This is a genomic window from Kitasatospora sp. CB02891, assembly GCF_002803145.1.
GTDB lineage: Bacteria > Actinomycetota > Actinomycetes > Streptomycetales > Streptomycetaceae > Kitasatospora > Kitasatospora griseola.
This window is the reverse complement of the sequence record NZ_NNBO01000002.1, coordinates 486,057-508,953: the sequence shown is the minus strand read 5'-3', so window position 1 is coordinate 508,953 and position 22,897 is coordinate 486,057. Positions and strand designations below refer to the sequence as shown.

19 protein-coding genes are annotated in these 22,897 nt (G+C 74.8%); 5 read left to right on the top strand and 14 right to left on the bottom strand.

Annotated features, from left to right (window positions below; translation table 11 throughout):
• Positions 1-9: 9 nt before the first annotated feature.
• The gene (locus CG736_RS07700) at positions 10-1,074 is read right to left on the bottom strand and encodes an Lrp/AsnC family transcriptional regulator (protein ID WP_100585403.1); all 1,065 of its coding nucleotides are present in this window, start codon (positions 1,072-1,074) and stop codon (positions 10-12) included.
• A 115-nt stretch (positions 1,075-1,189) separates the two neighbouring features.
• Here CG736_RS07700 and CG736_RS07695 point away from each other — a divergent pair, with 115 nt between their 5' ends.
• Both CG736_RS07695 and CG736_RS07690 read left to right on the top strand, forming a co-directional pair.
• A complete protein-coding gene (locus CG736_RS07695; RefSeq protein WP_100585402.1) occupies positions 1,190-2,503 on the top strand; it encodes an MFS transporter in 1,314 nt (437 codons plus the stop codon).
• Positions 2,500-3,804: an amidohydrolase gene (locus CG736_RS07690; RefSeq protein ID WP_100585401.1), complete on the top strand. Its 1,305-nt coding sequence runs from the start codon at positions 2,500-2,502 to the stop codon at positions 3,802-3,804. Before CG736_RS07695 ends, CG736_RS07690 begins: the two co-directional genes overlap by 4 nt.
• Positions 3,805-3,832: 28 nt before the next feature.
• Here CG736_RS07690 and CG736_RS07685 read toward each other — a convergent pair whose 3' ends face one another.
• Genes CG736_RS07685 through CG736_RS07675 form a run of 3 tightly spaced genes read right to left on the bottom strand, consistent with a single transcriptional unit; the run spans position 3,833 to position 5,405 of the window.
• On the bottom strand, positions 3,833-4,225 hold the full coding sequence (locus tag CG736_RS07685) for a hypothetical protein (RefSeq protein WP_100585400.1): 393 nt from the start codon (positions 4,223-4,225) through the stop codon (positions 3,833-3,835).
• Positions 4,222-4,728, bottom strand: coding sequence for a DUF3291 domain-containing protein (locus CG736_RS07680; RefSeq protein ID WP_100585399.1), 507 nt, complete (start codon positions 4,726-4,728; stop codon positions 4,222-4,224). Before CG736_RS07680 ends, CG736_RS07685 begins: the two co-directional genes overlap by 4 nt.
• A 32-nt stretch (positions 4,729-4,760) precedes the next feature.
• Positions 4,761-5,405 (bottom strand): metalloregulator ArsR/SmtB family transcription factor, encoded by a 645-nt coding sequence (locus CG736_RS07675; protein ID WP_100585398.1) that lies wholly within the window; start codon positions 5,403-5,405, stop codon positions 4,761-4,763.
• Between the two features lie 157 nt (positions 5,406-5,562).
• On the opposite strand from CG736_RS07675, the gene CG736_RS07670 reads away from it, so the two are divergent.
• On the top strand, positions 5,563-5,814 hold the full coding sequence (locus tag CG736_RS07670) for a hypothetical protein (protein WP_232733861.1): 252 nt from the start codon (positions 5,563-5,565) through the stop codon (positions 5,812-5,814).
• Between the two features lie 3 nt (positions 5,815-5,817).
• On the opposite strand, the gene CG736_RS07665 is transcribed toward CG736_RS07670, so the two are convergent.
• The 4 genes from CG736_RS07665 to CG736_RS07650 form a co-directional block, all read right to left on the bottom strand.
• Entirely contained in the window at positions 5,818-9,213 is a 3,396-nt protein-coding gene (locus tag CG736_RS07665) for a hypothetical protein (protein ID WP_100585397.1), read from the bottom strand.
• 11 nt (positions 9,214-9,224) lie between these two features.
• Complete coding sequence (locus tag CG736_RS07660; protein ID WP_232733860.1) at positions 9,225-9,581, bottom strand: hypothetical protein; 357 nt, start codon at positions 9,579-9,581, stop codon at positions 9,225-9,227.
• Between the two features lie 127 nt (positions 9,582-9,708).
• Positions 9,709-10,368: a zinc ribbon domain-containing protein gene (locus CG736_RS07655; RefSeq protein ID WP_100585396.1), complete on the bottom strand. Its 660-nt coding sequence runs from the start codon at positions 10,366-10,368 to the stop codon at positions 9,709-9,711.
• 124 nt (positions 10,369-10,492) lie between these two features.
• On the bottom strand, positions 10,493-11,833 hold the full coding sequence (locus CG736_RS07650; protein ID WP_100585395.1) for an NAD(P)/FAD-dependent oxidoreductase: 1,341 nt from the start codon (positions 11,831-11,833) through the stop codon (positions 10,493-10,495).
• 458 nt (positions 11,834-12,291) lie between these two features.
• On the opposite strand from CG736_RS07650, the gene CG736_RS07645 reads away from it, so the two are divergent.
• Positions 12,292-13,884, top strand: a complete 1,593-nt coding sequence (locus CG736_RS07645; protein WP_369879987.1) for a TROVE domain-containing protein — start codon at positions 12,292-12,294, stop codon at positions 13,882-13,884.
• Between the two features lie 35 nt (positions 13,885-13,919).
• On the opposite strand, the gene CG736_RS07640 is transcribed toward CG736_RS07645, so the two are convergent.
• The 5 genes from CG736_RS07640 to CG736_RS07620 form a co-directional block, all read right to left on the bottom strand.
• Positions 13,920-14,840: a CehA/McbA family metallohydrolase gene (locus CG736_RS07640; protein ID WP_100585393.1), complete on the bottom strand. Its 921-nt coding sequence runs from the start codon at positions 14,838-14,840 to the stop codon at positions 13,920-13,922.
• Positions 14,841-14,897: 57 nt separating this feature from the next.
• Positions 14,898-15,368, bottom strand: coding sequence for an NUDIX domain-containing protein (locus CG736_RS07635; protein ID WP_100585392.1), 471 nt, complete (start codon positions 15,366-15,368; stop codon positions 14,898-14,900).
• Positions 15,369-15,472: 104 nt separating this feature from the next.
• Entirely contained in the window at positions 15,473-17,692 is a 2,220-nt protein-coding gene (locus CG736_RS07630) for an NADP-dependent isocitrate dehydrogenase (RefSeq protein WP_100585391.1), read from the bottom strand.
• Positions 17,693-17,837: 145 nt separating this feature from the next.
• On the bottom strand, positions 17,838-19,307 hold the full coding sequence (locus CG736_RS07625) for an SDR family oxidoreductase (protein ID WP_100585623.1): 1,470 nt from the start codon (positions 19,305-19,307) through the stop codon (positions 17,838-17,840).
• Positions 19,308-19,337: 30 nt separating this feature from the next.
• Positions 19,338-19,955: a CGNR zinc finger domain-containing protein gene (locus CG736_RS07620; RefSeq protein WP_100585390.1), complete on the bottom strand. Its 618-nt coding sequence runs from the start codon at positions 19,953-19,955 to the stop codon at positions 19,338-19,340.
• An 83-nt stretch (positions 19,956-20,038) separates the two neighbouring features.
• On the opposite strand from CG736_RS07620, the gene CG736_RS38870 reads away from it, so the two are divergent.
• Positions 20,039-21,802 (top strand): MFS transporter, encoded by a 1,764-nt coding sequence (locus CG736_RS38870; protein ID WP_369879943.1) that lies wholly within the window; start codon positions 20,039-20,041, stop codon positions 21,800-21,802.
• A 252-nt stretch (positions 21,803-22,054) separates the two neighbouring features.
• Here the strand turns inward: CG736_RS38870 and CG736_RS07610 are convergent, their stop codons facing one another.
• On the bottom strand, positions 22,055-22,735 hold the full coding sequence (locus CG736_RS07610; RefSeq protein WP_100585389.1) for a pyridoxamine 5'-phosphate oxidase family protein: 681 nt from the start codon (positions 22,733-22,735) through the stop codon (positions 22,055-22,057).
• Positions 22,736-22,897 lie beyond the last annotated feature (162 nt).

The following is a 22,897-nucleotide window of genomic DNA, read 5'->3' as shown; positions in this document are numbered from 1 at the left end:
TCCGGTCGGTCACGGGGCGGGGCGGTCCGTGGGCGGAGTCAGCGGCACCCGGCCGACGGCGCGGCCGTGGTCGTCGAGGAGCCAGCCCATCCGCTTCGGGGTGTGCAGCACGATCGTGCGGTCCTTGATCTCCAACCCCGGGAAGGAGGCGGCGAGTTGCGCCTCGAACTGGTCGATGTCGGAGAGGCTGTGCAGCAGCACCTGGACGAGGAGGTTGTGCGGGCCGGTGACCGAGGCGCACAGCCGGACCGGGCTCAGCCGGGTCAGGCCCTGCCCGGCCTGCGCGAGGAGGCGGTGCGGGGACGCCATCCGGTACACGGCCGTCGTCCGCAGACCGGCGAGGGGGTGGGCGAAGTCGCAGCGCAGCCTCAGGTCGCCGTCCCGGAGCATCCGCTGCACCCCGCGGCGGGCCACGTGCTCGCTCAGCCCGGTCGCGGCGGCGAGCGCCGCGTAGCCGAGCCGGCCGTCGCCGCTCAGCGCCGTCAGGATCGCCTCGTCCGGCGCCGCCCCCCGGGTGCCGGCGCGGACGGCGTACGGCGTACGGCTCGGCACGCCGGGGGCGCCGAGTCCGGCGCGGCCGGCCGGTTCCATGGCCCGGATGCGCCAGTCGCCGCCCTCGCCGAACAGGGTGACGCCCAGCTGCATCCGCATCGCCCGCACGCCCGACAGGCCGCCGACGGCGCGGTGCACGGCCCGGCCGAGATCGGCCGGGCGGAAGGCGCCCACGGACAGCAGGAGATCGAACTCGCCCGACGTCTCGTCGACGCTGAACACCCAGGGCAGCGCGCACGCCTGCGCGCTCACGGCCTGGTGGGCACCCGGTTCGCTGCTCACCTCGACGAAGCCCACGGCGCCGTTCCTGGCCGAGTCGTAGGCGGTCACCCAGGCGAGCCCACCGGCCGTCAGCCGCTCCCAGCGGCGGGCGGCCGTCGTCGCGTCGATGCCCAGGGCCCGCCCGACGGCCGACCACGGAGCCCGCGGCGCCGACTGCAGGGCGTCGACGAGCGCGAGGTCCTGCTCGGTGAACTGCACGTCGGCCCCGATGCCGTGGGCCGGAGCGCCGGAATCCTGCATGGTCGACTCTTCCCCGTAGTTTTCCTGCAATTCGGCGGGCTGTGCGCCCGCGAGCCGGATCTTAGGTGCACTTCCCGGCCGAAATCCTGCTGCGGCCACTGGTGACAGGAGTTCCATGTCTGCTCCCGCTGTGCCGCCCTCGGACACGGATCCCGCTGCCGTCGACCCGGCCGCCCCGGCCGGCCGGTCCGCCGCGGCCGAACGTGCCGTCAGGACCACGGTCGTCCTGCTCTTCACCGCCTGGCTGATCGACTACGCGGACCGGCTGGTCATCAACTTCGTCCTGCCCTCGGTCGGCGAGGAGTTCCACCTGACGCACGGGCAGCAGGGCCTGATCGTCTCGGCGTTCTTCCTCGCCTACGCCCTGGCGCAGATCCCGGGCGGCGTGCTCACCGACCGCTTCGGCGCCCGCCGGGTCATCACCTGGGCCCTGCTCGCCTGGTCCCTGTTCACCGCGCTGACCGGCTTCGCCTGGTCCTTCGCCGCCCTGCTGGCCGTGCGCTTCCTGTTCGGCGCGGCCGAGGGCGTCTTCCCGCCGGCCTCGATGAAGGTGCTGGTCGAACGGACTGCTTCCGAGCAGCGCATGGGCGCCAACGGTCTGATCATGAGCTCCAACGCCGTCGCCGCCATCGCCGCTCCGCTCGCCGTCGCCCCGCTCGCCGCCGTCTTCGGCTGGCGCTCGGCGTTCTTCTCGGCCGCCGCGCTCGGCGTGTTCGTCGTCCTGGCGATCCGGGCCTGGCTGCCGGCTCCGCTGCACCGCGGCGGGCCCGGAGCGGCGGAGGAGCGGCACGGCATGCGGCACGTCCTGCGGATCGGCGTGCTCTGGCGTTTCGCGGCGATGCTGTTCGGCCTCAACGTCGTCCTGGGCGGACTCCTCACCTGGGCCCCGTCGTACCTCAGGACCGAGCTCGGCGTCCCGCTCGCCACGGTCGGCGTGCTGATGATCGCGCCGGCCGTCGCGAGTGCCGCCGCGACGATCATCGGGGGGCGGCTCTCCGACCGGCTGGGCGGTCACCACCGCAAGCTGATCGTGCCGAGCATGGCCGTCGCCGCGCTCGCGCTGCCCGCGATGGCCTTCTCCTCCTCGCCCGTCGGTTTCGTGGTCTTCGCCACGGTCGTCGTCATCGCCGCCTCCCTGGCCTACATGCCGATCCTCGCGGCGCCGCTGAGCGGCCTGCCGCCCGCCTACGTCGGCGTGGGAAGCGCCGTGATCGTCCTCGGCGGGCAGGTGGCCAGCATGGTGGTCCCGCCCGTCATGGGCGTGATCACCGACGCCTTCTCGTTCGAGGTCGCGTTCGCCTCCCTCGTCGTCGGCGCGCTCGTCGCCGCGCTTATGGCCGTCCTCACCCCGCAGGACTCCGCCTCCTTCCGCGCCGCGTTCGGCGCGTCCGCCCGCATCCGCCCGACCACCGACTCGGAGCAGTCATGACCACCGACTCCGCCGCCATCGCCACCGCCGCCGATCTGTTCACCGGCGTCGCCGAACGCGTCCCCGCGCTGCGGGCCCTGTACGAGGACCTGCACGCCCATCCCGAACTGTCCTTCCAGGAGATCCGCACCGCGGGCATCGTCGCCGGGCGGCTGCGCGAACAGGGCTGGCAGGTGACCGAGCACGTCGGCGGCACCGGCGTGGTCGGCGTCCTCGCCAACGGCGAGGGCCCGGTGGTCCTGCTGCGCGCCGACATGGACGCCCTTCCCGTCGAGGAGAAGACCGGCCTGCCGTACGCCTCGACCGCCAAGGGCGTCGACGGCGACGGCAACGAGGTCCCGGTCATGCACGCCTGCGGCCACGACATGCACGTCACCTGCCTGCTCGGCGCCACCGCACAGCTCGCGGCCCGCCCGGAGCACTGGAGCGGCACCGTCGTCGCGGTCTTCCAGCCCGCCGAGGAGGTCGGCGGCGGAGCGGCCGCCATGATCGAGGACGGCTTCCTCGACCGCTTCCCGCGGGCCGACGTGTGCCTCGCCCAGCACGTCCTGCCGGCTCCCGTCGGCATGGTCGCCACCCGCCCGGGACCGATCATGTCCGCCTCCGACAGCTTCCGGGTCCTCCTCCACGGGCGGGGCGGCCACGGCGCCGCCCCGCAGCTGACCGTGGACCCGGTCGTGATGGCCGCCGCGATCGTCGTGCGCCTTCAGACGGTCGTCTCACGCGAGGTCGCCGGCACCGAGACCGCGGTGGTGACCGTCGGCGCGATCCACGCCGGCACGAAGGAGAACATCATCCCCGACACCGCGGAACTGCTGATCAACGTCCGCAGCACCACCCCCGCGGTGCGCGACCGGGTCGTCGGGGCGGTCCAGCGCATCATCCGCGCCGAGGCGGCGGCGTCCAACGCCCCGAGGGACCCGGAGATCACCGCCCTGCCCTCCTTCCCCGTGACCCTCAACGACCCGCACGCCACCGCCACCGTGGTCACCGCCCTCGGCGGCGCCCTGGGCCGGGACCGCGTGGTCGTCCTTCCCCAGCCCATCACCGGCAGCGAGGACTTCGGCGCCTTCGGGACCGCTCTCGGCGTCCCCTCCGTGCTGTGGCACTTCGGCGGCACCGACCACGCCCTCTTCCAGGGCATCAGCCCCGAGGACCTGGTGGCCAACGGCCTGCCCGACTCCGTCCCCACCAACCACTCGCCGCACTACGCCCCGCTCCCCGACCCCACCATCCGGGTCGGCGTCACAGCTCTCCTGGCCGCCGCCGCGCACTGGCTCCCCCGCCCGACCGGGAGCTGACCGCTCCCCGGCGGGGCACGGGCGCGTCCTACCAGAGGGTGGACGGTCCCCCGACGACCCAGCCGGCGTCAACGGGCTTGACCCAGAAGCCCAGTGCCACTTCGAGCGTGCGCGCGCGGTGGGCGACCTCGACGTAGAAGTGGCTGCCGGCGGGCCCCCAGTGGAAGCCGGCGAGTTCGAGTTCGCCCAGCCACGACAGGTCCTGTTCCCACTCGCCGTCAGCGGGACCGCCACCCGCGCCGTCCGCATCGGGGCCCGCTCCGACCGAAGCGGCCCGGAGCGACTTGAGCACGTGCCGGACCGGCGGGTGCTCGACGAGTTGCTCGGCCTCCGGGATCCTCCCGGCTCGGAGCAGGCCGAAGTAGCGGCGGACTTCCGCCTCGACGTCGGTCTTGGCGGGCGGCTCCGTCCAGGTCCTCACCCCCGGGACCGTAGCGGTGCCGAGTGACGCTCGCGGCCGCTTCGGACGGCGACGGGCGCCGGGTGGCGGTCGCGGAAGGTGAACGCGTCCGGGCCGGTGCCCAGGTCGCGGATCCGGGCGATCCGGCCCATCGCCTCGGGCAGGCCCGGGCGGTGGCCGGCCGGCACCCACCACAGGGCCTGGTGCGGGCCGTCCGGGCGCTCGAACCACTCCCGGCGGCGGCTCAGCGCCCGCAGGTGGTCGCTGCGGTACGCGTACTCCCAGAGCGCCTCGACCGACTCCCACACCGAGCAGTTGATCTGGAACCGCGCGTCGGCCACCTCGGGGAAGGCGGCCACCGCCGCCGCGTCCGGGTCGTCCACCATCCGCCAGACGAAACCGGGGCTGCGCTCGGCGAGCGCGTTCATCTCGCCGAGCTGGCCGACGAATTCGGCGACCCGCGGGTCGCCGGGCGGGGCGACGAGGCGGCCGACGTTGATCTGGGCGAGGTGAAAACCGGTCATGGGCCAAGCATGGCCCGGCCGATGTTCTAGCGTCAATGATTTTTGTTTTTAGAGAGCGCCACGCAGCACCCGCCCGCGCACGCGTCCATCGCGGGCGACCACTCCTCCCCCGCCAGGCCGTCCAGCAGCGCCAGGTTCATCCCGCACACCAGCCCGGGGAACTCCTCCGCCAGCGCGTGGAACGGGCAGTTCCGCAGGCGCAGCACCTCGCCGTCCCAGAACGGCGCGTACCCGCGCGCCCGCAGCACCTCCTCCAGGTCCGCCCCCGAACCGGCGCCCTCCGGGTCCGCCGCGCCCGCGGCCTTCGCGGCCGCCTGCAACTCCCGGTCCAGCCCGGCCCGCTCCACCGTCTCGGCGAGCAGCCGGCCCGCCGTGTCGTACGAGCGCGGCGGGACGGACACCGCGAACTCCCCCTCCGCCCGCCGGTACAGCTTCGCCGGCCGCCCCGCACCCGGCCCGGTCCGACCGGACAGTCGCCGGTAGGAGACCGCCAGCAGCCCGGCCTCCACCAACTTGTCCAGGTGGAACGCCGCCAGCGACCGGGAGACCCCGGCCGCCTCCGCCGCCGCGTCCCGCCCCACCTCCTCCGGCGCCCCGGCCACCTGCCGGTACAGCCGCCGGCGCACCGGGTCCGCAAGCGCGCCCAGCACCGTGTACGAGTCGTCCTCAGCAGTCATCCGCCGAGTTTATGACCAACGGTCGTACCCGAAAGAGCCCGGTGGCGCGAACCCGCTGCCCGCACGGCGACGTTGCGCCATGCTCGGGGATTCCCCGCCACCACTATCTACACCTCTGTAGAGTGATCTCCACCGATCGGACTCGAAGGAGGCCGCAGTGCTCCCTCCGCAGCTGCAGACCGACCCCACCTGGTCCCCGCCGGAACCCGAAGTCCGCCCCGCCTACCAGCCCGTCGAGGTCCGCCTCGACGACACCGCAACCGGCACCTGGACGCTCGGGCGCATCAACGCCTGGTGGCAGGCCCCCGACGGCACCCCCTGGTGCCGCCTGCGCCTCATCGGCGCGGAGCCGGTGTGGTGCCCGTACGACCCGGACCGCATCCTGCTGCTGCCCAGCATCGGGACCTGACGGTCAGTCGGCCGCCGGCGGCGCCGGCTCCTCGGCGTCCAGCACCAGGTCCACCAGCAGCGGGACGAGCTCGGGGGCGACCCGGGCGAACTCCTCGACCACCTCGTCCCACGGGGTCAGCGCCAGCGCCTCGGCCAGCAGCAGCCGGCCCGCGGGGCCCGGCCCGCGCCGGGCCCCGAGCATCGCGAGCGCCCGGCCCCGGGAGGCGGGGTCCTTGAGCCCGTCGGCGAGCTCCCTGGCGGCCGGCCACTGGTCGTCGTCGGCCAGGCAGGCCGCCAGGTGCGGGGCGGTGCGCTCCTCCAGCGGCGACGCCTCCAGTTCGGTCCGCCACCGTTCCGCGCGGGCGACGTCCCCTGCGGCGGCGGCGCCCCGGACCATCGCGGCGACGCTGTTGTTCCACTCCACCTCGTAGTGCACGTCGGCCACCAACGCCTCGGCGGAGTCCAGTTCGCCCTGGTCCACCAGCGACTCCACCACCAGGTGGAGCAGCACGGCCGCGTCCCAGTCGTTGTCGAAGCTCTTGACCAGCTCCAGGCACGGCTCCAACCGCCCGGCCGCCAGGCAGGCCTGCGCCGCCGCGTTCCGCAGCCACACCAACCGGGTCGGGCTGCGCTCCGCCGCCACCCCCGCCAGCAGTTCGTCCGCGATCCGCCCCGCCGAGTCGCGGTCGCCGATCGCGCCGAACGTTCGCGCCACCTGCGCCAGCGAATCGCCGCGCTCCGCCGGGTGTTCCATCCGCCGACCGCGCTCCGCCTCGGCCAGCAGGAGGCTTCTGGCCTCGTCCCCGAGCCCGGCCGCGTGCAGGCCCAGTGCCACCCCGAGCCGGTCGAGCGTTCCGCCGAAGTGGTCGGCCAGATAGCCCTCCTGACGCTGGAGATGGCGGACCAGCCGGATCGCGCTGTCGCGGTGGCCCAGTCGGCCCAGCGTCGCCGCCGCCTCTCCGAGGGTCCGGCTGTTCGAGACGGCCACCGCACCGCGCCGCGCGATGGCCGCCGCGGCGCTCAGCACCTCCGACGCCTCCCGACCGCGACCGGCCTGCCACAGCACGTCGGCCGTCCGGACCCGCAGCAGGGCCCCCGCATGATCGGCGGCCGACTGCGCCGCCAGGACGGTGTCGTGCTCCAGCACGACAGCGGCGGCCTCCTCGGCCCGGCCGTCCCTCAGCAGTCTCCGTGCGACCGCGTACCGGACCGTCCACCTGTTCTCGGGCTCCGTGATCCCGTCGAGCGCCGCCACCGCCCCGTCGACGTCACCGGCCCGGGCCCGCCCCGCCGCGATCCGCGCGAGCGCGTACGCCCGGTCCTCCCCCGCAAGCTCCGATCGCTCCACCAGCGCCCGCGCGTCCTGGTGGAAACCGCCCCGGGCCAGGTCTTCGACGATGTCCGGCAGCGACCACTCCAGTTCGGCGGGGTCCAGCCGCCCGACCGCCCTCACCGCCGCCTGCCGGCACCTTCGCAGCGGCTCCCGAACTCCGCCGCCGCCCGCCGCCCGTCCGACGATCTCCGCGAACCACACCGCCCGCACACTGTCGTCCGACTCGGCGTCGGCGATGTCCTCCGCCAGGAGCAGCAGTTCCTCCGCCCGTCCCCGGTCGCCGAGCAGATCCCGCGCGGCGGCCTGTGCGGCCAGCAGCTCCAGCTGCCGCAGACCGCTCTCGAGTCCGGCGGCGGCCAGCAACGCGTCGTGCGCGACGGCCCCGGCGAACTCCGGGTGCTCCGCCGCGACGCGGTCGGCCGCCATCGCGCCGAGCAGCGCGGTCAGCGCACCCGCCCGGCGCCCGGCATCGGCCAGGCTCCGACCCAGCTGCCACGCCTCCCCGAACCGCCGCGCGTCGACGAGCCCGCGCACCACCCCCTCCCGGCACTTGTCGCGGTCGATCGCGGCGTCCAGCCCGTCCGCGATCGCCTTCGCCCGCGACAGCTCGCCGTCCTTCGCCAGCACCCGGGCGACCTCGGTCAGCGAGACGATCCGGTCGTACGGGTCCCGGTGCGACAGCGCCAGGTTGATCGCCCGGTCCGGGTGGCCCAACGTCGCCCAGCAGGCGACGAGTTCGGTCGGCATCCGGGAGGTGAGGTCGTGCAGCCCGTCCCGGGACACCGCGAGCCGCAGCGCCCGCTCCACCGACACCTCGCCGCTTCGGCCGGCTCGGGCCACCAGCTGGCCTGCGGTCGAGCCGAGTTCGCCGAGCGCGTCGAAGTCGGAGCCGGTGACCTCCCAGAGCCGGTGCTGGCGCGCCCGGTCGGCGACCAGCTCCACCAGCCGTTTGTCCTCGCCGAGTTCGCCCAGCAGGCGGCCGTAGCCGCGCAGCAGGTACTCGGGCGTTCCGGCCGGCCAACCCGCCGCACGGTGGCTCTCCGCCCACCGGTGGAGCCGCGTCCGGTGCTCGGCGAGCTCCCGGCGGTCCAGCAACTCCTCGGCGCTGCGCCGGATCTCCTCGTGCGCCAACAGGTAGACCCCGGGGCCGGCGGCGTCCCACTGGCCGGCCCGCCACTGGAAGCTGCGGCCGTGCACGGCCGACAGCTCGCGCTCCACCAACCGCCGTGGCCGGTCCACCAGTTCGGCCAGGTCGTGCGCACTCAGACCACCACCGGCGGCGACGGTGAGCCCGACCAGCTCCCAGCCCAGGCCGCCCGCTTCCCGGAGGCGCAGCAGGTCCTCCTCCGCCTCCCAGCGGATCGCCTGTGCAGCCTCCGACAGCTCCAGCGGATGGTCGATGTCCGTCGTCCGCAACGGATGCCCGGACGGCACGTCGCCGGGCACGGGCGGGTGCGGGCGGCCCGCCAGGACGAGGCACAGGCCGTGCGGCGGGGTGTGCGGGAGGAGGGCGGCGATGCTGTGGCAGTCGGGGCCGGGACGGACGCCGCGGTCCTCGTCCAGGCCGTCGATCACCAGGGCCAGGCGGCGGCCGCGCCGGGCGCAGTGTTCGGCGGCGCGGTCCAGCGCGAGGCGGAACTGCTCGTCCCGGCTGTGCGGCGTGCTGAGGGGTTCCTCCTCCCCCAGCAGGGCGTACAGCTGACGCTGCACCACCTCGCAGAAGGCGGCGACGTCGGCCTGGCCGGCCAGCCGGGAGGTGATGAAGAACGCCGCCACGTCGACCGCGTCCGGCGGGTGCAGCACGAACTCGGCCAGCAGCGCCGACTTCCCCGCCCAGGCGGGCGCGAGCCACCGCCAGTACCCACCGGGTCCGGGCTCCGCACAGAACCTGCGCAGCTGCGCCAACTCCTGTTCCCGGCCGACGAATGCGCCCGCGGCGAGGGCCCGCACCTGGTGCAGGTAGCCGGAGACGGCGATCGACCGGCCGGCGCCGAGGTGAACGTCGCCGAGGTGGACGCCGCTGTTGGCGTAGCCGCCCGTCCGGGCGCTCGCCGTGCCGCTCCCGCGTACCGTCGCCCCGCTCACGGCGCGACCGATCAGCCCTGCCGGTGGCCGGAGTTGGCCACGCCGCCGTCCTCGGCCCGGGCCTCCCCGGTGCCCGTCACGCGGACCTGCCCCGCCGCCGGGGCGGAGCCGTCGCCCTGGTGACCGGTGTTGGCGATGCTTCCGCTGCCCGTGGCGATTGCCGCACCGGTGTTGGCGACCTCGATCGCGCCGGGCCGTGACCCGCGGGCGGGGACCAGCGCGGCGACGGCCGCGCCGAGGGCCGCGATCGCGACCAGGCCGGAGACCACGCCGGACACCTTGTTGGCCTGGTCCCAGGTCAGGAACGACAGCACTCCGGCGAACAGGGCCACCGCGCCCCCGGTCACCACGATCACGGTCCGCTGCACGACGAGCTCCCCCACATCCGTCGACTGGTGCCCATACTTCAGCAGACACCCGCCTGCGCACGCAAAACCGGACGGTGCGCTCGCCCCGCGCACCGCCCGGCGCCGCTCGCAGGCCTCAGCGTCAGCGTCAGCGCCTGGTGCCGCAGCCGGGGCAGAACGCCGAGCCGGCGGGGACGTCCGCGTGGCAGGAGGTGCACTGCGGGGGCTGGGCGAGGCGGAAGCCGCAGGAGGGGCAGAACGGGGTGCCGTGGGTGTCGGCGCTGCACTGGGGGCAGACGAGTTGGCGCGGGGCGGTGACGTCGAAGTGCTGGGCCTGGGACTGGCCGTGCTCGTAGGCGTTCTGGGTGACGGCGTCGTTGAGGCCGCGCTGCTGGGCGGCGACGGCTTCGGCGGCGGTGTCGGGGGCGCAGCCCAGGCACAGGCCCTGGGCGGCGTTCCAGCAGCGCCCGCAGACGTACTGGGTGCAGCGGGCGCAGCGGTTGAAGTGCTGCTGGGCTTCGCCGATGGCACGCTGGAAGGCGGTGTCGCGGCCGCTGCCCCAGCTGGCGCCGGCCAGGCCGTCGGCGGCGTTGGTGAGGCCGCTGGAGGCGCTGCCGCCGAGCAGGCTCCACGCGGCGCTGACGCCCTTGTTGATCCAGCTCGCGGCCTGCCCGGTGCGGAACGGCTCGAACGGCGAGCGCCAGGTGTCGTAGCAGCGCGAGCAGGAGAACTCGAACTGGAATCCCGCGCCGGTGCCGTGCTGCTCGCTCAGGTCGCGGTAGTTGTTGCTGAAGTAGATCTCACTCATGGCCGCCGCCCCACCCTTATACATCTTTCACAGTTTCGACGCACAGGCTGCCACACGGGTGTGCGGAGCCGGAACCGGGGTGCCGGTCCGAACCTCGGCCTGCGGGAAATCTCTTGAGGAAAGGTCAGCGGCCGAACAGGACAGGTCCCAGCACGGAGGGACGGAACAGCGTGCTCGGCGGTTCCACCATCGCGGTGACGCGGTGGAACGCGGCGGACACGGCGGCGTCGGTGGTGGCGCGGGCGAGGACGCGGTCGAGGAAGCGGTGCTGGAGCCGGGCGACGGGGCCGCGCGGGCCGCCGGTGGTGCCGGCGAAGCGGACGTCCTCGCTGCCGGCCATCAGCCAGGAGTTCCTGGTGGTGGCGGCGATCGCCCGGCGGGCCTCGCGGACGGTGGCGGGCCCGAGTCCGCCGTGCCGGCGGGCGGCTTCGCGCAGGGCGCGGGCGCCCAGCGCGGCGACGGTGATGCCCTGCCCGTAGACCGGGTTGAAGGTGCAGGCGGCGTCGCCGAGGGCGAGGAAGCCGGCCGGGTCGGTGCGTTCGTGGTGCCGTCGGACGCTGGGACCGGCGACGAACCCGCGGGCGGGGCCGACGGGTCGGGCGTCGGCGACGGCCTCGGCGATGGCGGGGTCGCGGAGTTCGCCGAGCTGCTTCTCGAACTCCTCGGGCTGGATGGACGGTTCGAACCCGCGCATGCCGCCGACGCCGACCAGCCAGCGGTTGCCCTCGACGGGCAGCAGCACGCCGAACCGGCCGTGTTCGGGGGCCCGGCACTGCACGTACAGGGCGGGCTGGTCCTCGCGGCCGGGCGGGCGGTGGTAGAAGCGGCTGGCGTAGGAGACGCCCGCGTCGATCCGCTCGGCGGGGGTGGGGGGAAAGCCGAGCCCGATCAGCCAGCGCCCGGAGCGGGTGCCGCGACCGGACGCGTCGATCACCAGCTCGGCGGAGAGTTCGGTGACGGGCGCGCCGTCCGGGCCGCGCTCGCGCAGCTGCACGCCGGTGACGGCCCGTCGGCCGCCGAGCAGGCCGACCGCCTCGGTGCCCTCCAGGATCTCGATCGTCGGCTCGCTGCGGACCCGGTCCAGCACCACCCGGTCGAGCAGCGGACGGCTGCAGCTGAGCATCGCCAACTCGCTGTCGTGGGAGGCGAGTCGGCCCGCCGAGGTGAGCCACCGCAACCCGCCGGGGACGGGCACCAGCTGGGCTCCGGCGGCGAGCAGTTCGGCCCGGGCGCCCGGCATCAGCTCGTCGATGGTGCGGTGCCCGGCCTCCAGCAGCAGGGTCCCGTGCCGGGCCTGCGGCACGCCGACCCGGAAGTCCACGCCGTCCGGGTAGCGGTCGCTCTCCAGCACCACCACCCGACGTGCGACACCGCGCAGCGCCCACGCGGCCAGGCACCCCGCCGGTCCACCGCCGATCACCACCGCCGTGCCGCGGTCCCCGACCGCCCTCCCCGCAGGACTCATGCCCCGTACAGTAGGCGACACGACGCGCACCGTCACCGGGCCGCGCACACCCGGCCGAAGCCGCCCCCGCCGACCACTGCCGACCCTGCCCACCGCTGCCGCCCGGCGGGGCGCGCCCGCCCGGCGGGCGCCGCGCCCCGGGGGCCGACCGCGAATCGGCTGCGCGATTAATTCGGATGACAGTGCCACGAGCGCCGCCTACGGTGTCTCCCGGACGCCTCCCGATGCGCTGGGTCTTCCGGTTACTTCCTGACTATGACGCACCGGCACCCGCTTCGATCACGGGGGGCGTTTCCTCGGCCTGCCGTGTTTTCCGGCCGCCACTCATTCGACCGACCCGCCTGGGGGACTTCTGCATGGCCCGTTTCAACCGTCAGCGCAGCAAGGCCGAGACCAGGGCGGAAATCCGCACCGAGACACCGGAGTTGTTCGCAGGCGGGGCCAGCGGGGCGCTGGTGATGCACGGGCAGTGGCCGGTCGCCCCGCGGGCCGCACCGGCGCCGGTCCGGTCGCCGGTGCCGCAGCTCGGCCTCCCGCTGGTCAACCACCAGGGCGGGCCCGGATGGGAACGTGAGCCCCGGTCGGAGCTGTTCGTGCTCGCCGTGACGCACTTCTCCGGCCAGCAGACCTTCTACGAGAGCGCCGACAGCCGTGAGGCCCGCTTCACGTCGCTGGTGCGCCGCTTCGCCCTGGAGGATCCGGAGTGGACACTGGGCCTGCTGCGCTGGCTGCGCACCGAGGCCCACATCCGGTCCGCCGCGGTGGCCGGCGCGGTCGAGTTCGCCCGGGCCAGAGCGGAGGCGAAGGCCCCCGGCCACTCCCGGCAGGCCGTCGACGCGGTGCTCCAACGCCCGGACGAGCCGGGCGAGTTCCTCGCTCTCTGGACGGCCCGGTACGGCCGCCGGCTGCCCCAGCCGGTCCGCCGCGGGCTCGGCGACGCGGTGCGCCGCCTGTACACCGGCCGGGCCCTGCTCAAGTACGACACCCCCTCGCACGCGTTCCGCTTCGGCGACGTGCTGGAGCTCACCCACCCCTCCCCAGCCGCCGACCGGCCCTGGCAGGGCGAGCTGTTCCGCTACGCCCTGGACCGCCGCCACCGCCCGCGGCGCGCCCTCCCGCCCGCCTCCGAGCCGATGCTGACGGCCCATCACCGCCTGCTCGCCGTGCCGGTCGCGGAACGCGGCGCCCTGCTGGACGGCCCGGACGCCGCCGGGATGCTCGCTGCCGCCGGAATGACCTGGGAGGCGCTGGCGGGCTGGCTGCAGGGGCCGATGGACGCGGCGGCGTGGGAGGCGGTCATCCCGTCCATGGGCCCGATGGCCCTGGTGCGCAACCTGCGCAACTTCGACGAGGCCGGCATCGACGACCGGGCCGTGGCCGAGGTCGCCGCACGGATCTCCGACCCGGCCGGGGTGGCCCGCTCCCGCCAGTTCCCGTTCCGCTTCCTGGCCGCCCACCGCGCGGCCCGCTCCGCGCACTGGGCGGACGCGCTGGAGGCCGCGCTCGGCCACTCGCTGGCCAACGTCCCGGCGCTGCCCGGCCGGACGCTGGTCCTGGTGGACCGCTCCGGGTCGATGTTCTTCGCCCCCGAAAGCCGCACCTCGCTCACCAGGGCCGACGCGGCGGCGGTGTTCGGCAGCGCGCTCGCGCTGCGCGCCGAACAGGCCGACCTGATCGAGTTCGGCACCGGCAGCCGCAACGTGCCGCCGGCGCCGGACGGCTCGCTGCTGCGCACCGTGGACCGCTTCCACGACCTGGGCGGCACCGACACGGCGGGCGCGGTGGCCCGGCGCTACCAGGGCCACGACCGGGTGGTGGTGATCACCGACGAGCAGCCGCACTACTCCGGCGCGGCCGACCCGTTCGCCCCCGTGCCACCCGAAGTCCCGGTCTACACATGGAACCTGGGCGGCTACCGACTCGGCCACGCCCCTACCGGGCCGCACCGCCACCTCTTCGGCGGCCTCTCCGACGCCGCCTTCCGCCTGGTGCCGCTGCTGGAGGCCGGCGGCCTCGACCGGTGGCCGTGGGAGTCGCCGACCGCCGACTGATCGACCGCCCCGGGACGACGAGGTGCTCTCCCCCGTCAGGACAGCAGGATCGGGTTGGTCAGCGCCGCCATCCGCCCGTCCGGGTGCCGGACCTCCACCCGGACGAAGCAGGTCTCGGCGGCCGAAATGCGCCCGCCCGCCTCCCACGGGGCCTTCCCGCGCTCGGTGTGGACGCGCACCTGCGGGTCGGGGACGCCGGCCAGCGCCAGGCGCAGCTCGACGGGACGGCCCCCGGTGGCCAGGTGCTCGCCGACACCGGCCTCGCGGCCGTCCGCCTCGGCGGTGAACTCCAGGTGCACGGCGGCGGATTCGGCGATCCAACTGCGCCCCGCGCGCATTGCCGCGAGGATCGCCGGGGCGCTGAGCCCCTCGGCGAACACCACGGTCTGCGGGGTGCCGAGCCGGCCGACCAGATGGGTGTCGCTGTTGCCCAGGGCAGGCTGCCAGTGGCCGGCGCGCACTCCGGCGGCCAGGCGGCGGCCCCATTCGGCGTGCGCGGCGGCGTTGTCGGCGTTCCACGGCCGGTCGGAGGCCCATGCGCCGTTCCACACCTCGACCGCGTCGAACGCCTCCAGCGGGAACATCAAGTCCCCGCCGGGGTACGGCGCGTGGGGGTGCGCGGCGACGCTCAGGCCGCCCGCGGCCCGCACTTCGCGCAGGGCCCGGCGGAAGGTCGGCTCGCCCACCCGGTGCCGCCAGTCGACGAGTTGGCCCGGACGCAGGCCGAGCGCCAGCCAGTGGCCGGTGCGGGTGGTGACTTCCTGACCGAGCAGGATCAGCAGGTCCTCGCCGCCGAGCCGGTCCCAAGTCCCGGCCCGCGCAGCGCGGTTGTGCTCGGTGACGGCCAGGAAGTCCAGCCCGGCGGCGCGGGCCGCCGCGGCGAGTTCGGCGGGGGTGAGCTCCCCGTCCGAGTGCACCGAGTGCACGTGGCAGTCGCCCCGGTACCAGTCGCCCATCGTCGGCCTCCCCGTCTCGTCAACGGCGCTGCACGGCCGGGGAGTTCCGTGTCCGGCTCAGCCCGGGGAGAACCACGGGGCGGGGCTGTCGGCGAGGGCCTTCTCCAGTAGGAAGGCGTCGTTCGCGGAGAGCGGCGGCAGGGCGTCCAGCGGGAACCAGTCCACGGCGAGGGATTCGTCGTCGTTGACGTGGGCGGTGCCGGCGAGGAAGCGGCAGCGGAAGGCGACGTTGAGGAACTGGACCTGGTCGCCGTTGGCGCAGACCGAGGCGGGGAGGGTGTGCACGCTGGTGATCCGCTCGGGGCGGACGGTGACGCCGGTCTCCTCCAGGACTTCCCGCACCACCGCGCCGGCGGGCTGCTCGCCGGGTTCCACGATGCCGTGCAGCAGCGCCCAACGCCCGCTGTCGGAGCGGCGGTTGAGCAGGATCCTGCCCTCTTCCACGATCACCGCGGTGACGCCGGACAGCCACAGCGGAGCGTGTCCGATGTGCTCGCGCAGGTCGAGGATGAACTTCGGGGTCGCCATGCCCGCACCCTACGCGACCGGACGGGCGCACCGACGCGGCGCGCCGCCGCCGACCCCGCGAAGGGGCCGACGGCGGCGCGCCGGTGTCAGAATCTGACGGGGCGTCAGGCCAGCGTGGCGAGCGCGTCGTTGAAGGTCTTCGACGGGCGCATCACGGCGGCGGCCTTGGCCGGGTCCGGCTGGTAGTAGCCACCGAGCTCGGCGGGCTGACCCTGGACGGCGATCAGCTCCTCGACGATGGCCTGCTCCTGCTCGGCGAGGGCCCGCGCGAGCGGCGCGAACGCGGCGGCGAGCGCGGCGTCCTCGGTCTGGGCGGCCAGCTCCTGGGCCCAGTACAGGGACAGGTAGAAGTGGCTGCCGCGGTTGTCGATGCCGCCCAGGCGGCGCGACGGCGACTTGTCCTCGTTGAGGAAGGTGCCGGTGGCGCGGTCCAGGGTGTCGGCGAGGACCTTGGCGCTGGCGTTGCCGGTGGTGGTGGCCAGGTGCTCGAAGGAGGCGGCCAGCGCGAAGAACTCGCCGAGCGAGTCCCAGCGCAGGTAGTTCTCCTTGACCAGCTGCTGCACGTGCTTCGGGGCGGAGCCGCCGGCGCCGGTCTCGAACAGGCCGCCGCCCGCCATCAGCGGGACGACCGACAGCATCTTGGCGCTGGTGCCCAGCTCCAGGATCGGGAACAGGTCGGTCAGGTAGTCGCGCAGCACGTTGCCGGTGACCGAGATGGTGTTCTCGCCGCGGCGGATGCGCTCCAGGGAGAGCTTGGTGGCCTCGACCGGGGAGAGGATCTGGATGGTCAGGCCCTCGGTGTCGTGCTCGGGGAGGTACTTGTTGACCTTCTCGATCAGCACGGCGTCGTGGGCGCGGTTCGAGTCCAGCCAGAACACGGCCGGGTCGCCGGTGGCGCGGGCGCGGGTGACGGCCAGCTTGACCCAGTCCTGGATCGGCAGGTCCTTGGTCTGGCAGGCGCGGAAGATGTCGCCCGGCTGGACGGCCTGCTCCAGCACGGTCTCGCCGTTGGCGTCGACCAGGCGGACGGTGCCGGCGGCGCCGATCTCGAAGGTCTTGTCGTGGCTGCCGTACTCCTCGGCGGCCTGGGCCATCAGGCCGACGTTCGGGACCGAGCCGATGGTGGCCGGGTTCAGCGCGCCGTGGGCGCGGCAGTCGTCGATGACGGCCTGGTAGACGCCCGCGTAGGAGCTGTCCGGCAGAACGGCGAGGGTGTCGGCCTCCTGGCCGTCCGGGCCCCACATGTGGCCGGAGGTGCGGATCATGGCCGGCATCGAGGCGTCCACGATGACGTCGCTGGGGACGTGCAGGTTGGTGATGCCCTTGTCGGAGTCGACCATGGCGAGGGCCGGGCCGTCGGCGATCTCGGCGTCGAAGGAGGCCTTGATCTCGGCGCCGTTGGCGAGCTTGTCCAGGCCGGCCAGGATGCCGCCGAGGCCGTTGTTCGGGTTCAGACCGGCGGCGGCCAGGTCGGCGCCGAACGCGGCGAAGGTCTTCGGGAAGAAGGCGCGGACCACGTGGCCGAACAGGATCGGGTCGGAGACCTTCATCATGGTGGCCTTGAGGTGCACCGAGAACAGCACGCCCTCGGCCTTGGCGCGGGCGACCTGCGCGGCCAGGAACTCGTTCAGCGCGGCGGCGCGCATCACGGACGCGTCGACGACCTCGCCGGCCAGCACCGGGACCTTCTCGCGCAGCACGGTGACGGCGCCGTCCTCGGCGACCAGCTCGATGCGCAGCGCGCCGTCGGCGCCGATCACGGCGGACTTCTCGGTGGAGGCGAAGTCGTTGACGCCCATGGTGGCGACATTGGTCTTCGAGTCGGCCGACCAGGCGCCCATGCGGTGCGGGTGGGTCTTGGCGTAGTTCTTCACCGACAGCGGGGCGCGGCGGTCGGAGTTGCCCTCGCGCAGCACCGGGTTGACGGCGGAGCCCTTGACCTTGTCGTAGCGGGCGCGGACGTCGCGCTCCTCGTCGGTCTTCGGCTCGTCCGGGTACTCCGGCAGCGCGTAGCCCTGGGCCTGCAGCTCCGCGACGGCGGCCTTCAGCTGCGGGACGGAGGCCGAGATGTTCGGCAGCTTGATGATGTTCGCGCCGGGGGTCTTGGCCAGCTCGCCCAGCTCGGCGAGGGCGTCCGCGATGCGCTGGTCCTCCTGGAGGTACTCCGGGAAGACGGCGATGATCCGACCGGCCAGCGAAATGTCACGGGTCTCCACGCTCACACCTGCGGTGGCGGCGTAGGCCTGGACAACCGGCAGGAAGGAGTACGTGGCGAGGGCGGGGGCCTCGTCCGTGTGGGTGTAGATGATGGTCGAGTCAGTCACCGTAGCTCCAGCTTCCACGTCTGCAACGTCTTGACGTCAAGATATCTCGACTCGGGGGCATCTCCGCAACCAACCCCCCGTACGCGTCGCGCCGACCGGCCCCACCGGCCCGCTCCGGAGCCCGTTCACCGGCGCCCGCCTGCGGTCAACGGCGCTCCGCCCGGGCGGCGATGTTGCGGGCCATCCCGCCGAAGACGACCGCGTGGAACGGCGCGACCGACCACCAGTAGGCCTGGCCGGCCAGGCCGTGCGGGTGGAACAGGGCGCGCTGGCGGTAGTGCGCGCCGGCGCCCTCGGGGGTGACGGTGAGCTCCAGCCAGGCCAGGCCGGGCAGCCGCATCTCGGCGCGCAGCCGCAGCAGCCGGCCGGGTTCGATCTCCTCGACCCGCCAGAAGTCCAGCGAGTCGCCGACCCGCAGCCGCCCCGGCGAGCGCCGGCCGCGCCGCAGCCCGACGCCGCCGGCCAGCCGGTCGAGCGCGCCGCGCACCCACCAGGCGAGCGGGAACGAGTACCAGCCGTGCTCGCCGCCGATGCCCTCCACCACCTGCCAGAGCGCCTGCGGGTCGGCGTCCACGTGCCGCTCCCGGACGTCCTGGTACAGGCTCCCGCCGGCCCAGTCGGGGTCGGTGGGCAGCGGGTCGCTGGGCGCGCCCGGCAGCGCGGCAGAGGACCAGCGGGTGGCGACCTCGTCGTCGCGGATCCGGCGCAGCGCGAGGGCGACGGCCCGGTCGAAGCCGATCGCGCCGCCGGGCGGGTCGGGGATCCACCGGGCCAGGTCGTGCTCGGCGCACACCACCTCGTACCGCAGCGACTCCACCAGCGGCCGGGCCAGCCCGCCGGGGACGGGCGTCACCAGGCCGACCCACTGCGAGGACAGGCCCGGGCTGAGCACCGGCACCGCGAGGATCAGCCGGCGCCGCAGACCCGCCGCGCGAGCGTAGCGCTGCATCATCGCCCGGTACGTCAGCACTTCCGGCCCGCCGATGTCGAACACCCGGCCGGTGTCCGGGCCGGCCGGCAGGCCGGCCGCGCCGACCAGGTACCGCAGCACGTCACGCACCGCGATCGGCTGGATCCGGGTGTCCACCCAGCGCGGCGTGACCATCACCGGCAGCCGCTCGGTGAGGTGCCGCAGCATCTCGAACGAGGCCGACCCGGAGCCGATCACCACCGCCGCCCGCAACTCGGTGACGGCCACCCCGCCCTCGCGCAGCGCCCGTCCGGTGGCGACCCGGGACCGCAGGTGCGGCGACAGCTGCCCCTCCGGCACGTCACGGGGCACCAGCCCGCCCAGGTAGACGATCCGCCGGACCCCCGCCCGCGCGGCGGCCCGCCCGAACGCGCGGGCCGCTTCCCGGTCCACCGCCTCGAAGTCCGGCCCCGTGCCGAGCGAGTGCACCAGGTAGTACGCGACGTCCACCCCGTCGAACGGCCCGTCGAGCGTCTCGCCCCGGGTGACGTCCCCCGCGACGACCTCCACCGCCCCCCGCCACGGATGGTCCCGCAGCCGCGCCGGCTCCCGCACCAGACACCGCACCTCGTGCCCGGCCGCCAACAGCTCGGGCACCAGCCGCCCCCCGAGATACCCCGTCGCCCCCGTCACCAGACACCGCACCGCCACCACCGCCTCCTCGCTCCGCCCCGGTCAGTTCAGCCGATCATCGCCGTCCCGGCCAGCGCGGGGCCCGGCGGTCCGGGCGCGGCGGTGGGCGGCGACGCGTTCGCGGGTGGCGCAGCGGCGGGAGCAGTAGCGGCGCTCGATGCCGCTGCCCTGGGCGAGGTACACGTTCCCGCAGCGGGACGCGGCGCAGCTCCCGCCGGGCGGACGGCCGCGTTCCCACACCAGGACGGCGAGGGCCAGGCAGGACGAGGCGATCAGCCAGTCGTCCCACGGGGCGTCGTCGTCGTGGTCGAGGTGGGGGTGCCAGCCGGTGGCGCCGCCGTGGGTGGTGAGCCGCAGCGGGCCGGTGCGTTCGCGCAGCAGGCGGTTGAGGACGGCGGCCGCGCCGTCGGTGTCGGGCGCGACGAACACCTCCCGCAGGAGGGCGGCGGCGGTGCGCAGGGCGTCCACGTCGCCGGCGGTGAGATCGACGGGGTCGGGTTCGCCGTGGGCGCGCAGGATCGCGGCGAGGTCGGCGGGGGCCGGCTCTCCGGCGAAGGCGTTGATCACGGCGGCGGCGCGCCGGGCCGAGGTGAGGACGGACGGTCGCAGCGGCGGGTCGGTGGCGGCGGGTGTGGTCGGCACGTCGGCAATGTAACGCATCTTGTCGAGTTTTCCGTTACCGACGTAGCGTCCGGCAGGTGATCAGGTGTTCTTTCCTCGGACGGTGTCTGACGGGGGCCGCGATGGCCCGAACGGGCGACGAGATGTCGGGGCCCGCCCTGCTGCTGGCGGGTTTCGCCGCAGCGGGTTCCACCGGCGAGGCCTCGGCCCTGCTGGCGGCGCTGACCGCCGCATCGGCGCTCGGCGGCCCCCTGCTCGGCGTCCACCTCGACCGCGCCCGCCACCCCGGCCGCCTGCTCGCCCGGGCCCTCGCGCTGTACGCGGCAGGCCTCCTCGCCGTCCTCGCAGCCCTGGGCCGGCTCCCGCTGCCCGCGGTCCTGGCCCTGGCCGCCGCGACCGGCCTGCTCGGCCCCGCCCTCTCCGGCGGCTGGACGGCCCAACTCCCCCGGGTGGCGCCGCCCGACCGCCTCCCCCGGGCGAACGCCCTCGACGCCATGACGTACGACACGGCAGCCCTGGCGGGCCCGGCCCTGGCCGGCACGGTCGCGGCCACCCTCGGGGCGGACGCGGCGGTCCTCCTCGCGGCAGCCCTGATCGCCGCCGCCCTGCCGGCGGCCTGGACCCTGCCCGCCCGCGACACCGCCTCCGGCAGGTCCCGCCCAGGCCGGAACGTCGCACCCGACCAGGACGCCCGCCCCAGCCGGGGCATCGGACCGAACCGCGACGAAGCCCACTCCGACCGGGGCCGAGCCCGACCGCGCAGCGACCGCACCCGCCCCCAACGAGACACCAGGTCGAACCACGACGAACCTCTGCCTGACCGCAACGAAGCCCACTCCAGCCGGGACGACGCCCAACCGAGCCACAACCGCACCCGCCCCGAACGAGGCACCAGATCGAGCCACGACGAACCTCTGCCTGACCGCGACGAAGCCCACTCCGACCGTGGCCGAGCCCGACCGAGCCACGACCGCATCCGCCCAGAACGTGGCACCGGGTCGAACCACGACGAACCTCCGCCTGACCACAACGAAGCCCACTCCAGCCGGGACGACACCCGACCGAGCCACGACCGCACCCGCCCCCAACGAGGCACCAGATCGAACCACGACGAACCTCTGCCGGACGGCGACGACGCCCGCCCACGCCCCGTCGACGCCTGCCCTGGCCAGGACTCCCAGCCCGACCGTCACCGCGCCCGCCCGGACCGGCACGCCGCCTCGCACCACGACGATCCCCGCTCCGACCAGGACCCGGACGGCACCCGCCCAGCCCGCGACTACGGCTCCATCCGCTCCGAACTCGCCGCCGGCCTACGGTTGTTGACGTCCCGCCCGGCGCTGGCCCGGGCGACGTTCGTCTCGGTCGGCGTCTGTGCGGCCCAGGGCATACTGGCGGCCTGCCTCCCACTGCTCGGCGAACGCGCACTGGGCGGCGCGAGCCGTGGCCCGCTGCTGCTGACGTGCACGGCGGTGGCCGCCCTGCTGGCGAACGCGGCGCTCGCCCGGCGTCCTCACCTGCTCGCACCGGACGCGGCGGTCCGCCTCGGTGCGCTGCTGCAGGCCGTCGCGCTGGCCCTGGCCGCGACCGGCGCCAACGGCCGGCCGTGGGTGCTGCTCGCGGCGGCCGCCCTGGCGGGCCTCGGCGACGGACCATTGCTGACCGGCCTGTTCGCCGTCCGGCACCGCGAGGCACCGGCCCACCTGCGGGGGCAGATCTTCACCACCGGCGCCAGCCTCAAGATCACCGCTTTCGCCCTGGGCGCCGCCCTGGCCGGCCCGCTCGCCACCCACTCCGTCCCGGCCACCCTCGCCGCGGCCGCCGCCCTGACGGCCGCCACGGCGCTCGTCGGACCGCGAGCCGCAGAGCCCGCGTCCGACGGGTGAAACTGCTCGTCGTCGGCTTCGTCCCGCCGCTCCCACACACCTGCGGCAACCAGTTGGAGAAGCACCTCGTGCAGCGCGTTCCCCAACGGGTTGTCGGTCCAGAAGACCCACTTGACGTGCGTGAACGTCACGGGCTCGGCAAAGGTCCCGAGCTCGAAGGCGGCGCCGTCCCGATCGGTCCAGGCGCGCAGGCACTCGCGGAGATCCATGGGCCTGAGCCTGGCCAACTCGCTTTCACCGCAGGCGACTCCGTCAGGTGGCCGACGCAGTGCTGATCGTCCGTCCGGTGACGGTCGCGGGGGTCAGGCGGACCCAGCGGCCGTGGGCCGAGGGCTGGGGGAGTTCGGCGAGCAGCGCGGGTTCGGTGACGTAGGCGAGGGGGCCGACCATCAGGACGCTCCAGCCCTGGCGCAGGTCGGGGTCGGCGTGGTCCACCTCGAACGCGGCCTCGCCGCCCGCGGCGGGGGCGAGCACCCCGTCCGGGTTGGTGCGGTAGAGCACGGTGCGGTCGTGCACCAGGTAGCTGACCGGTCGTACCACCGGGCCGTCGGGGCCGGTGCGGGCGAGGCGGCCGAGGCCGCTCGCGCCGAGGCGGTCCCAGCAGTCGGCGGTGCCGAGTTCGCCGAGGACGGGAGGTCCGACCATCGGGAGGCTGTCGGAGCGGGGTGCGGCGCTCGCGCCGTGGACGCGTTCGGCGGGGCGGCCGGAGACCAGTTCCTGGTAGTCCAGGCCGAGGACCGCCGCGAGGCGCAGCAGCGCCGGCGGGTCGAAGTCGCTGTCGAGTTCCAGCACCCGGCGCAGGTAGGCGATCGACATGCCGGCCCGGGTCGCGGCCTGCGCCTCGGTCAGCCCGAGGTCGGCGAGGCGGTCGGCGAAGCGCCGGGCGCGCGCGGTCTGCGGGGCGGGGGCACCGGCTGCGTGTTCGTTGGTCACTTCGGTCACCTCCCTGGCGGTGGCGGTACCCCCATGGTGCGCGCCCGGGGGCGACTCCGGCAGAGGCGTTGGGCCCGTTTGGACCCACCGCGACGCCCGATCCACCGAAGGGACCAACGTCCCACTCGGCCGGGCCCCGCGACCCTGGCGGGCCTTCTGGCG